Source organism: Thermobispora bispora DSM 43833 (genome assembly GCF_000092645.1).
GTDB lineage: Bacteria > Actinomycetota > Actinomycetes > Streptosporangiales > Streptosporangiaceae > Thermobispora > Thermobispora bispora.
On sequence record NC_014165.1, the window covers coordinates 3569515 to 3581349 of the forward strand.

Annotated in this window: 10 protein-coding genes and 1 pseudogene; 6 read left to right on the forward strand and 5 right to left on the reverse strand. The window is 70.0% G+C overall.

Annotated features, from left to right (window positions below; all coding sequences use genetic code 11):
- The first annotated feature begins 282 nt into the window (after positions 1-282).
- From TBIS_RS15120 to TBIS_RS15145, 6 genes and pseudogenes are all read left to right on the forward strand, one after another.
- Complete coding sequence (locus TBIS_RS15120; protein WP_148231543.1) at positions 283-570, forward strand: hypothetical protein; 288 nt, start codon at positions 283-285, stop codon at positions 568-570.
- Positions 571-659: 89 nt separating this feature from the next.
- Positions 660-845 (forward strand): hypothetical protein, encoded by a 186-nt coding sequence (locus TBIS_RS15125; RefSeq protein ID WP_041431675.1) that lies wholly within the window; start codon positions 660-662, stop codon positions 843-845.
- Between the two features lie 19 nt (positions 846-864).
- A pseudogene (locus TBIS_RS15130) lies at positions 865-1326 on the forward strand (RNA-guided endonuclease TnpB family protein); the annotation flags it as partial.
- 1132 nt (positions 1327-2458) lie between these two features.
- Complete coding sequence (locus tag TBIS_RS15135) at positions 2459-3259, forward strand: hypothetical protein (RefSeq protein ID WP_013133277.1); 801 nt, start codon at positions 2459-2461, stop codon at positions 3257-3259.
- 9 nt (positions 3260-3268) lie between these two features.
- Positions 3269-5170: a fumarate reductase/succinate dehydrogenase flavoprotein subunit gene (locus TBIS_RS15140; RefSeq protein ID WP_013133278.1), complete on the forward strand. Its 1902-nt coding sequence runs from the start codon at positions 3269-3271 to the stop codon at positions 5168-5170.
- Positions 5170-5925 carry a succinate dehydrogenase/fumarate reductase iron-sulfur subunit gene (locus tag TBIS_RS15145; RefSeq protein ID WP_013133279.1) on the forward strand — a complete coding sequence of 252 codons (756 nt, stop codon included), beginning with the start codon at positions 5170-5172 and terminating at the stop codon, positions 5923-5925. The genes TBIS_RS15140 and TBIS_RS15145 overlap by 1 nt, the downstream gene beginning before the upstream one ends.
- Positions 5926-6610: 685 nt before the next feature.
- Here TBIS_RS15145 and TBIS_RS15150 read toward each other — a convergent pair.
- The 5 genes from TBIS_RS15150 to TBIS_RS15170 form a co-directional block, all read right to left on the reverse strand.
- Entirely contained in the window at positions 6611-7567 is a 957-nt protein-coding gene (locus TBIS_RS15150) for a hypothetical protein (RefSeq protein ID WP_013133280.1), read from the reverse strand.
- A gap of 90 nt (positions 7568-7657) precedes the next feature.
- Positions 7658-8044, reverse strand: a complete 387-nt coding sequence (locus TBIS_RS15155) for a (deoxy)nucleoside triphosphate pyrophosphohydrolase (RefSeq protein WP_013133281.1) — start codon at positions 8042-8044, stop codon at positions 7658-7660.
- A 12-nt stretch (positions 8045-8056) separates the two neighbouring features.
- Positions 8057-9202: a C40 family peptidase gene (locus TBIS_RS15160; RefSeq protein WP_013133282.1), complete on the reverse strand. Its 1146-nt coding sequence runs from the start codon at positions 9200-9202 to the stop codon at positions 8057-8059.
- Positions 9199-9846 carry a hypothetical protein gene (locus tag TBIS_RS15165; protein WP_013133283.1) on the reverse strand — a complete coding sequence of 216 codons (648 nt, stop codon included), beginning with the start codon at positions 9844-9846 and terminating at the stop codon, positions 9199-9201. Before TBIS_RS15165 ends, TBIS_RS15160 begins: the two co-directional genes overlap by 4 nt.
- Before the next feature lie 21 nt (positions 9847-9867).
- Entirely contained in the window at positions 9868-11835 is a 1968-nt protein-coding gene (locus tag TBIS_RS15170; RefSeq protein ID WP_242384352.1) for a type IV secretion system protein, read from the reverse strand.

Below are 11835 nucleotides of genomic sequence, written 5' to 3' on the forward strand. Positions count from 1 at the left end.
GCGTGCACAACCCACCCGCACCCGGGGGCGACCCCGGCTTATGGCCAACGTGTGCCGAGATCACCCAAGCCGACTTCTTCCCCGGCTGGGTGATCTACCGGGAACTTCTCCCCGGCGGCCGGCACGGCGTCTGGGTAGCCGAGCACACCACCGGGCGCGCACTCCGCGCCCCGGACATCACCGAGTTACGCATGCTCCTACTCGTGGAGGAGGGCGATGACCGCACCGACCATCACAGCCCCGGCGGGCGCACCGGCGCAGTCACGGCGAACACCCACGGTGGTGGACGTCGCTCGCACGCTGTTGGGCATCCTTGAGCGCACCCACCACATCACGGGCCGCCTCCACACCAACCCGGGCGCCCCCGGGGTCGCCCTGCTCACCCTCGGCGAGGTCAACGTCTGGGTCTACCCCCACGAAGTCCGGTGGGACTCCGGGCACCGTGACCCGCGCACCGGGCGCCCAAGCTGCGTCACCATGCCCCACACCAACCTGGCCCTGGTGGCGGCGCAGGTCGCAGCACGCTACAAGCTCCAGGCCGGGACGGCGGCCACCACCGGGCAGCGGTGACCGCCCGCGCCCGGTTACTCGGCGCGCTCGGGCTACTCCACCACCCGCGCACACGATCTACCTGGCGGTACACCCACCCCCAGCACGGCGTGTGGGAGATCACCATCACCGGCCTGCTCGCCACCCAAACCCACCACCCCACCAACGGCAAGGTCACCCGCACCCGCCACCTAGTCACCCGCCGGCGAGCAGCCGACTGGCTCACCCACCGCCACACCGCACTCCACAAAGCGGGTTGGCAGCTCGACACCATCCAAGCCTCGACCACCATCTAGCCCGGCCGCCCCACAAGCACGGCTTGTTCGCGAGAACCAAGTGATCGCCGTGGAAGACCTGACCGTCCGCAACATGGTCAGAAACGGGCGGCTGGCCCGCGCCATCTCCGATGCGGCCTGGCGGGAATTCCGCTCGATACTGGAGTACAAAGCGGCCTGGTATGGCCGCGAGGTGATCGCGGTGGACCGCTGGTTCCCCAGCAGCAAGCTGTGCAGCGCGTGCGGTGCCCTGCAAGACGCCATGCCGCTGAACGTCCGGCAGTGGACCTGCCCCTGCGGGGCAACCCACGACCGGGACGTTAATGCTGCAAGGAACATCCTCGCCGCTGGGCTGGCGGAGAGGTAAAACGCCTGTGGAGCTGGTGTAAGACCTCAAGGGCTCAAGCCCGGCGGGCGACCGGCTGTGAAGCAGGAAACCCAACCCGTGAGGGTTGGAATCCCCTCCCTTCAGGGAGGGGAGGAAGTCAATAGGGGAGCGTGATGCTGCGGAGTACGGCGTCGTCGGTGCGGTTCACGGCATGAGCCTGGCGGCTCTGCGGGCACCCACCGGAAACCGAACGTGATTCTGTGGAAACTCGGTTTCCCCTCCGGCCTCACGCGGCGCAATGTTTTCCACAATCACGCCTGATAGTTATTGATTCGATAGCGAACGGCTATCGAAAACGCTCCAGGCGATTTCCGGCATCACCCCTCCACCCGTGCGATGAATATCACACCGAGGAACCAGGGAATTCGCCGATCTTCACCGTACGCCGCTTAATCCCGCCCGGCGAACAATCTCCATCGCCGGGCGTATCGCGCAACACCCCGCGCATCCCGCCGATCGGGGACGCGCTCCCATCCACAGGCCCCACCCCCACACGAGATCGCCGACATCGCTGGCTCTACGCTTGGTGGACATGCGGCTCCAGGGATCCCTCGGCATGGTGCGGGCAGAGCGCCGGGCGCCCCGATCCCTGGCCCGGAGCGGGCGCCTCCCCGGCCCCGGTCGTCCGATGACGGCCCGGCCGGACCAGGATCGCGCCGCCGGCCGTCGGGCCGCCCGGCACGGTGCCGATGTGCCATCCGGACTCCGCGGCGGCGTGGGATCCCAGGTGAAAGAGCCGGCGCCCCGGTCCGGGCGTCACGGGTACGAGGGTGCGGCGGGCCATGCCACCGCGATCGCCCACCCCTCCCCCGGCGCGAATTCGATCATGCGAGACAATGAGACGCCCACCCCGGCTCCGGCCCGCAGGGTGGACGTGGACCGGGGAACGCGGCCGGCGATCGCGGATCACGCTTCCGGGGAAGCGACGATCGGGCGGCACCGGCGCGGTGGCGCGGCGGCACCGCCGCACCGGGGCGGGACACCCCAGGCCGTTCGCACGGCACCCGGACATGCACAAGTGGATTTGAGGAGTTCACCCGGGTAGTACTGTGGACCCACGGAGCGATAACCGCGAGAAGAAAAGAGAGCCATTCAACGAAAAGTGACAGGAATCACACTGAGGAGCGGTGACCTGCTTCACGGTTCGTGATTCGCTCGTCGTAACGTTTCCCCACAAAAGACGCGCACCACGGAAGAGTGCGATATTTCCGGCGCGCGTGCAGTCAGTGAGGGTGAGAGGTCTCCGATGCCCCAGACAACGGCCGAGAGCCCGGTCAGAAGACAACGTGCACAGCTACGGGTGCGCACCCTGCGTACGGACAGGTGGTGGCTCGCACCAGCCGCTTCGTTCACCGGCATCCTGGCGTTCTTGATCTACGGCTTCTGGGCGATGTTCGACCCCAGCTACTACGCGGCGCCGTACATCGCCCCGTTCGCCTCACCGTGTCTCGCGACCTCGTGCCCCGAGGGCGCGACCTTCCTGGGCTGGACTCCGGTGGGCGACTGGTTCGGGCTGTCGCCGAGCCTGCTGATCCTCGCCTTCCCCGCGGGCTTCCGGTTCACCTGCTACTACTACCGGAAGGCCTACTACCGTTCGTACTGGCTCTCCCCGCCCGCCTGCGCGGTGCAGGAGCCGCACAAGAAGTACACCGGTGAGACCAGGTTCCCGCTGATCATGCAGAACATCCACCGGTACTTCTTCTACGTCGCCGCCATCATCGGTCTGATCCTCTTCTACGACGCGATCCTGGCGTTCCGCGACGCGGACGGCAATTGGGGCCACGTGGGGCTCGGCTCGATCATCCTGCTGGTCAACGCGATCCTGATCCTGGCGTACACGTTCGGGTGCCACTCCTGCCGGCACATCACGGCGGGCCGCCTGAACAACTTCTCCAAGCACCCGCTGCGGTACAAGCTCTGGACCTTCGTGTCCAAGCTCAACGCCCGGCATCAGCAGTTCGCGTGGGCGTCGCTGTTCTCCATCATGATCGCCGACTTCTACGTCCGGCTGGTCGCCAAGGGCATCATCAACTTCCCGTTCGCATAAGGATTCACCGTGGAGCGTCACGAATACGACGTCGTCGTCATCGGAGCCGGCGGAGCAGGACTCCGTGCGGCGATCGAGGCGCGGCAGCAGGGCAAGCGGACGGCGATCGTCTGTAAGTCCCTCTTCGGCAAGGCCCACACGGTCATGGCCGAAGGCGGTGCCGCCGCCGCGATGGGCAACGTCAACCCGAACGACAACTGGATGGTCCACTTCCGCGACACCATGCGCGGAGGTAAGTTCCTCAACAACTGGCGGATGGCCGAGCTGCACGCCAAGGAGGCTCCCGAGCGCGTGTGGGAGCTGGAGGCGTGGGGTGCGCTCTTCGACCGCACCAAGGACGGCAAGATCAGCCAGCGGAACTTCGGTGGCCACGAGTACCCTCGCCTCGCCCACGTCGGTGACCGCACCGGCCTGGAGCTGATCCGGACCCTCCAGCAGCGGGTCGTCGCCCTGCAGCAGGAGGACCAGCGGCTGCACGGCGACCCCGAGGCGTACATCAAGGTCTTCCCCGAGACCACGATCACCCGGCTGCTCAAGGACGGGGACCGGATCGCCGGCGCGTTCGGCTACCGGCGGCAGACCGGCGAGTTCATCGTGTTCGAGGCGCCGGCCGTGGTGCTCGCCACCGGCGGCATCGGCAAGTCGTACGCGGTCACCTCGAACTCCTGGGAGTACACCGGCGACGGGCACGCGCTCGCGCTGCTCGCCGGCGCCGGCCTCATCAACATGGAGTTCATCCAGTTCCACCCGACCGGCATGGTCTGGCCGCCGTCGGTGCGGGGCATCCTGGTGACCGAGTCCGTCCGGGGTGACGGTGGTGTCCTGCGGAACTCCGAGGGCCGCCGGTTCATGTTCGACTACATCCCGGAGGTCTTCAAGGACAAGTACGCCACCACCGAGGAGGAGGCGGACCGCTGGTACACCGACCAGGCGAACAACCGCCGGCCTCCGGAGCTGCTGCCCCGGGACGAGGTGGCCCGGGCGATCAACGCCGAGGTGAAGGCCGGCCGCGGCTCCGAGCACGGTGGCGTGTACCTCGACGTCTCCACCCGGCTCTCCCCGGAGGAGATCAAGCGGCGGCTGCCGTCGATGTACCACCAGTTCAAGGAGCTCGCCGACGTCGACATCACCAAGCAGCCGATGGAGGTCGGCCCGACCTGCCACTACGTCATGGGCGGCGTGGAGGTCGACCCCGACACCGCGGCGGCGTCGGTGCCCGGCCTGTTCGCGGCCGGTGAGGTCGCCGGCGGCATGCACGGCTCCAACCGCCTCGGCGGCAACTCGCTCTCCGACCTGCTCGTCTTCGGCTGCCGGGCCGGCGCGGGCGCGGCCGCGTACGTCGACAAGCTCGACAAGCGGCCCAAGGTCTCCGAGGAGAGCATCGAGGCGGCCAAGGCCGAGGCGCTCGCTCCGCTGGAGCGGAAGACCGGGGAGAACCCGTACGAGGTCCACCAGGAGCTCCAGCGCACCATGAACGACCTCGTCGGCATCATCCGGCGCGCCGACGAGATGACCGAGGCCCTCCAGGCCATCGAGAAGCTCAAGGAGCGGGCCAAGAACACCGCCCCGGCCGGTGGCCGGGTCTACAACCCGAGCTGGCACCTCGCCCTCGACCTGCGCAACATGCTGCTGGTCAGCGAGTGCATCGCCCGGGCCGCGCTGATGCGGGAGGAGAGCCGCGGCGGCCACACCCGCGACGACTTCCCGAAGATGTCGCCCGAGTGGCGGCGTCGCCTGCTCGTCTGCACCGCCGACCCGGACGGTTCCAACGTCAAGATCGAGGTCAAGATCCAGCCGTCGATGCGTCCCGACCTGCTCCTCCTGTTCGAGCGGTCCGAGCTGGAGAAGTACCTCACCGAGGAAGAGCTGGCTGAGTACGACGCCGCGGTCGCCGCGGCCAAGGAGTCGTGATGGGACACAAGGCGAAGTTCCGCGTCTGGCGCGGCGAAGGTGGGGAAGGCCAGCTGGAGGACTACACCGTCGAGGTGAACGAGGGCGAGGTCGTCCTCGATGTGATCCACCGGCTGCAGGCCACCCAGGCCCCGGACCTCGCGGTCCGCTGGAACTGCAAGGCGGGCAAGTGCGGCTCGTGCTCCATGGAGATCAACGGGCGGCCGCGGCTCGCCTGCATGACCCGGATGTCGACCTTCGACCCGAACGAGACGATCACCGTCACGCCGCTGCGGACCTTCCCGGTGATCAAGGACCTGGTCACCGACGTCTCGTTCAACTACGAGAAGGCGCTGCAGATCCCGTCGTTCACCCCGCCGTCGAACGTCAAGCCGGGCGAGTTCCGGATGCAGCAGGTCGACGTCGAGCGGTCGCAGGAATTCCGGAAGTGCATCGAGTGCTTCCTGTGCCAGAACGTCTGCCACGTGATCCGCGACCACGAGGAGAACAAGCCGGCCTTCGCCGGTCCGCGCTTCCTCATGCGGATCGCCGAGCTCGACATGCACCCGTACGACACGCTCGATCGCAAGAACGCGGCGCAGGAGGAGTTCGGCCTCGGCTACTGCAACATCACCAAGTGCTGCACCGAGGTCTGCCCTGAGGGCATCAAGATCACAGACAACGCGCTGATCCCGCTGAAGGAGCGCGTGGTCGACCGGAAGTACGACCCGCTGGTCTGGCTGGGCTCGAAGATCTTCAAGCGTTCCTCGAGCTGAGCGAGGCCCTTGTGGAAGGCGCCGGCCGGGTACGGCCGGCGCCTTCTGCCGTTTTCGGCGACCACTACGCGGCCATCGATGAGGCGGCCGTCGCGGGCGTTGCCCGGCCGGTCTTCCCGCCGATCGCGTCCACCCCGCGGGCCGCTCTCCCCAGTGCCCGCCGACCGGGCCGGCCCCGTGCCCTTTCGCCGGCCACCGTCCCGTGCGCCGGTCCGGCCGCACCGCGCGCGAGGGGGTCCACGGGCGAACCGAGCTCTGATCGTCCGCGGTCGCGCCGCACACGCGAGGGACCGACGAAAGTCCAAGGCCAGTCGCCATGAAGCCCTTCAGCCGCGCGCCGCACACGTGAGGAACCCACGAAAGTCCTAGGCCGGTCGCTGTGGCCGCGCCGCCGCGCTCAAGGACCCAGGGCGCCATGAACGGCGAGCGGAAAACCCATCACACCACGCCGCATACGCAAGAGACCCACGAAAGTCCAAGCCCATCGCCGTCAAGCCCCACGGCCACGCCGCACGCGCTCAAAGACCCAGGGCGCCATGAAGGCGAACGGAAAGCCCCATCGGGCCGCGCCGCACATCAAGCCCCGACCACCGCGCCGCGCCACGCATGAGAGGTCCACGACAACCGCTCTGCGGGCCCGCTCGGCACACGCGGCGTCCCCACCGTGGGAGTGCCGGACGGCCGCTCAGCGGGTGGGCTCGGCGGGGTGCCGGGGCTCGTCCGGGTCAGGGCCGTCGAGCTGCTCCACCGGGGCGACGATCGTCTCGTCTCCCGCCGTGCCGTACGCCTGTGGGCGCTGATCCCCGTACGCCGGGTACCCCGGCTGGTACGCCTGCGGGTGGCCCTGGTAGGCCTGCGGGTACGCCTGCGACGCCTGCGGGTACCCCTGCGGCGGCATCGGGCCGTACCACTGCGCCACCGGGTAGACGATCGGATAGGGCTGCACCGGGACGTAACCGATCACCGGTGAGTACATCTGCCCCGCCGGATGCCCGGCCGCGGCGTCGGGCCGCGCGGGGACCGCGTGCCGGCCCGCGGCGGCGTGCGCCATCCTCCGCAGCCTTCCCTCCAGGACGAACCAGGCGAACAGCGCGAGCAGCGCGAGGATCGCCGCGGGGATCGCGAGCCGGTGGCTCAGCGTCACCTTGTCGTACTCGGGGGGCGCGTCCCGGATCTCGACCGCGGCCGTCTGCGGGTTCGGCTCCGCGAACGACACCACCGGGCTCGGCGTGGGCGACGGCTCCGTGGCGGTCGGCAGCGAGACCGACGGCTGGGGCACCTCCACCGACGGCTCCACCGACGGCGTGGTGATCGCCTGGGTCCGCTCCTCCGGCGTCGGCAGGGCCGGCAGGGTGACGGTGGCGGTGGGCAGGGGCACCGCGGTCGGCGACGGGGTGATCGTGACGGTCCGGGTCACCACCGGCTCCGGCTCCGGGCTGGTCGGGCCGACCGTGGGGGTGATCGTCTGGGTGACGGTCACCGTGACGGCGTCACAGGGCTGGCCCGGGGCGCACGGCTCGATCGGCTCGTTGTCCGCCGCATCCGCCCGGATCATGAACCCGGCGAGGACCACGATCAGCCCGGCGAGCAGCACGGAGGCGGTCGCCGATAACGCGGCTCGCACCCATGCGCGCCCGTTCACCGTTCGCCTCCGCGAAGCCTCAGGTCCGTCCAGACGAGGATCATCCTAATTGGACCGACCCGCCGTGAAGATCACAGTAAGAATGACATTTCAGCTCCAGAGCAGTTCCTCGACCGCCGCGATCACCGGGCGGTCGGCCGGGAGCCACTCCACGTCGTACAGCTCGTCCCGCGCGAGCCAGCGCAGCGCGAGATGCTCGTGCGGGCGGGGGATGCCCAGCGTGATACCGGCGAGCCAGACCCGCATGACATAGCCGTTCGGCAGCGGCCAATCGGCCCCCACCTGCCGCCCGAGCGCGATCTCGATGCCGAGCTCTTCCTCACACTCGCGCGCCAGGGCCTGCTGATCGGTCTCCCCAGGGCCGACCTTGCCGCCCGGGAGCTCCCACGCACCCCGCAGCTCGGGGGGCGCGGATCGCTGTGCGGCGAGCAGCCTGCCGTCCTGGACGATCGCGGCCCCGACGACCACCTTTCGCATCTTCACCGCCGATCACGTCATCGACCTCTTGAGCTGCGCGAGCACGTACTCGTTCTCCAGCGGGCGGGTGAAGCCGACGAGGTTCGGCCGGTCGCGATAGGTGGTCACCTTGATCGGCCCGCAGCGCGCGCAGCGGGCCTCGACCATCTTGCCCGGCGCGACGACCAGCCCGACGTGCCCGGGACGGTCGATCGACGTGCCCGGACCGGCGTTGAAGAACACCAGGTCGCCCGGCCGTTCGCTGCCCGGCTCGATCCGGACGCCGAACGGCCACTGCTCGAACGTCGTCCGCGGGATCGTCAGCCCGGCATGCCGGTAGGCCATGTAGACGATGCCCGAGCAGTCGAAGGCGTCCGGCCCCGTCCCACCCCACCGGTACGGCTTGCCGCGCTGCGCCAGAGCATATTCGAGAATTTTCTTCACTACTTCATCGGTGGCCGCGTCCAGGTAGCCGGGCTGGCAGAACGGGTCGGCCTCGGGCGGGGCCCCAATGTCCCCGGTGGCCGAGTACCGCCGGGCGATCTCCAGTACCTGGTCGACGTACCAGGTGGCCCGGTTGTAGACGAACAACGCCCGCCGCAGGTCGTCGGGGGCGCCGTTGCGCTTGAGCATCCGCGCCGCGCCGAGGATCGCGTCCGCGGGCTCGTAGACGTCCGCGTACCCGTCGCCGTTGCCGTCCGAGGCGTAGCCGTTGACCTTCTCGGTCATCTTGATCTTCGGCTTGCCGCCCCAGGTGCTGATCAGGAACTGCATCGGCCCGGCCGCGCCGGCGTAGTTGGTGCCGCTCTTCACCCCGGGCAGCGTGGAGCGGCCGTGATCGGTCTCACGCTTGCCGATGGCGGCGAGCACGTTCCACTGGACGCCGACCTCCTGCCCGAACTTCTTGTACAGCTCCAGGTAGTCGGGCGGGATGTCCTCCCGGGCGGTGCTGGAGACGTCGGCGTCCGAGATGGACGTATCCGTGCAGCTCTGCCGCGACCCCCCGCCGAAGAGACCGGAGGGGAGCGGGGTCATGAGGATGAGCGAGGCGAACAGCACCAGGGGCATCAGCCCGCCGACGACGATCACGAGCCGCCAGGGGATCGCGCTCTCCCGGCGCGGGCCGGGGAACGGCCGGTACCCCGGCCGCAGCGGCGGCAGGCCCGGTGGTGCGCTCACGGGGCGGAGTCTCCCTCCTGACCGGCGCTCGCGGGCTGGATGTCGTAGACCCGCCAGTCGTCTCCCACCCTGATCACGGTCACCGCGTAGTCGTCGTTCTCCTCCCGCTGGCCGCGGGTGTCCGTCACCCGCCGGGTCAGCCGTACGACGAAGGTCACCTGCTGCGCGGACATGTCGCGGATCAGCGACACCTTCGCCGACCCCTGCGAGACCACCTGGTCGGCACGGTTCTGCTGCACCGCCGCCGGGTCGGTCACCGCTCGGGTGAGCTGCTCACCCAGCTCCTGGGTGGCGAACGCCTTGAGCCGCTCCGCCACGGTCACCGGGTCCTCGTCGTGCCGGAAGGTCCCGTACGCCGCGGTGAACCGGCGGGCGAGATCGGCGGCTGCGCCGAGCTCCTCCCGCGACAGCGGCAGGTAGGCGTAGACGTCGAAGGTGGGCGGCGTGGTCGCCACCCGGGAGGGGGCCGGGCTCGGCGCGGGGGTGGACACGGCCGTGGTGGCGCTCACCGCGCGCTCCCCCGGCTCGTCGCGCCCGGCCTGCGGCGGCGGGCTCATCGTGAGGTAGATGCCGGCGGCCGCGAGCACGGCGACGAGCCCGACGAACGCCGCCACCTTCACCCGGTCGTTGCTCGATGTGGTCATGGGGCGTCACGTCACCGGCGGTCAGTCGCCGGACCTCCGATCGGCCTGCTTGGCCCAGAAGAGGGCGGGGGCGTCGCCGGGCGACCTGGCGGCGTCCCGGCGGGGCAGCCACAGCGGGGGCGGGGTGGCGTGCGATCCGCCGTCGGCCGCGGACCGGCCGCTCCCGCCGGATAAACCGCCGTTCGCGGCGGCGCCGCTCACGGCCGAGGCGCGCCCGCCGACCCGGGACCCGCCGAGGTTGAGCGGTGGGGCGCTCCCCGGGCGCGGCGCGGTGCCGGCCGCCTTCCGCCGGCCGGGCTGCCCGTCCGCGTCCAGCGGGGCCTGCTGCCCACCGGCCCGGGCGCCCTGCCCGGGCGCGCCCTCCTCGGCGCGGAGCCGGGACTGCGCCACCGCGGCCGCGGCCGCCCCGCTCGCCGCCATCGCGGTCGCGCCGAGCGCCGTCTCGGCCTTGCGCAGCCCCCAGCGCCCGGCCCGGGCCGGGGAGATCGGCGGCAGCACCCCGCCCACCCGGCTGAGCGTGGGCGCGGTGGCCGCCTCCCCCAGCACCCGCGTGGTGATCGTGTGGCCGTCGATCGAGGCGAACAGGTGCTGGAACGGCCGCCGGTAGAAGAAGACCGCGATGGTGAGCAGCGCCATGAACAGGATCTGCATCCCCCACGGCAGCCCGGTGGAGATGATCAGGGCGTAGCCGTACACCAGGATGCCGAGCGCGAGGGCGAGCACGGCCTGGCGGAGCAGCGTGCCGATGAGCATCTCCAGCCATCGCATCGAGATGATCCGCCCGGAGCCCGGGTGCACGCCGATCAGCAGGAACACCGGCCCGAGCATGATGAGGAGCAGGAAGCCGACCTTGAGCACGAGCAGGGAGACCGCGACCAGGAATATCAGCACGCCGGCGACCATGGCGGCGATGAACGCGCCGATCGCGATGCCGAGGCGGCTGGTCCAGTCCTTCCCCTGGAGCAGGTAGAACACCGGGGTCTTCTCCAGGGGCTTGACGATCTCCTCCTCGAACCGCTTCTGGTGGGCGTCCCCGGTGGGGAGCTGCTTGGCCGCCTGCTCCTCCTTGTCGATGGCCTGGATGTCGAGGAGCTTGGCGCCGTACTGGCGCACCAGCGGGTCGTTCGGGTCGGCGGTGCCGAACTCGCCCATGAGCCAGGGCTTGCACACCAGGGTGGACCAGAGCGCGTCGGCGTTCTGCGCCACCCCGGGCGTGCCGGGCTGGCCGTACCCGCCGCCCTTCACCTCGGCGGTGGTGTCGCCCTTGACCGGCAGGCAGGAGGTGCCGCTCGCCCCGGGCAGCCCGGCGAAGGCCGAGTTGATGATCTCCCCGGTCTTGTCGGTCACCGCCTTGCCGAGCCCGGTGAAGTCGCCCGGCCGGCTGAAGAACCAGATCGCCACGGTGACCGCGAGCACCATCCAGATGACGCCCTCGGTCGTGGTGGTCGCTCGTTTGCGGATCAGCCCGTACCAGGCGAGCCAGATCGCGCCGAGGATCACGATCGGCCGCAGGTACGGCCAGTACATGGCGTTGGCCAGGTTGACGACGATGTCGTCGACGACCTCTTTGATCGGCTTGAGCGGGCCCTCGGTCGCCGCCGCCTGGTAGGTGGTGATCGTCACCCGGTCGATGGCCTTCGCCCAGGAGAAGACCGTGTTCGCCCAGGCGTTGCCGAGCACGGCGGCGATGTCGGAGCACCCGAGGTCGTAGGTGTGCCAGAACTGGCCCGCCATGCCGTACCGGTCGTAGTTGGTCAGCTGCGCGGTGCCGCCGGGGGTGTCGGTCTCCGGGGGCGGCGGCTGGACCAGGCCGTCCACCCCGCCGCCGACGATCTCGGGGGCGAGGTCGGACGACAGGTCACAGGGCCCGATCGCGGTGGCGACGCGTGTGGGCAGGGCGATGGGCAGCGCCACGAACGCCGCGATGAGCACGAGGAGCACGGCCAGCTTGCGGCGGCCCTTCAGCCGGCCGAGACCCTTCCTGCGCAC

Excerpts from the sequence above, each read along its gene's own strand:
- TBIS_RS15135 (WP_013133277.1), top strand. The coding sequence starts at position 2,459 with ATGCCCCAGACAACGGCCGAGAGCCCGGTCAGAAGACAACGTGCACAG.
- TBIS_RS15155 (WP_013133281.1), bottom strand. The coding sequence starts at position 8,044 with ATGCGAAAGGTGGTCGTCGGGGCCGCGATCGTCCAGGACGGCAGGCTG.
- TBIS_RS15165 (WP_013133283.1), bottom strand. The coding sequence starts at position 9,846 with ATGACCACATCGAGCAACGACCGGGTGAAGGTGGCGGCGTTCGTCGGG.
- TBIS_RS15145 (WP_013133279.1), top strand. The coding sequence starts at position 5,170 with ATGGGACACAAGGCGAAGTTCCGCGTCTGGCGCGGCGAAGGTGGGGAA.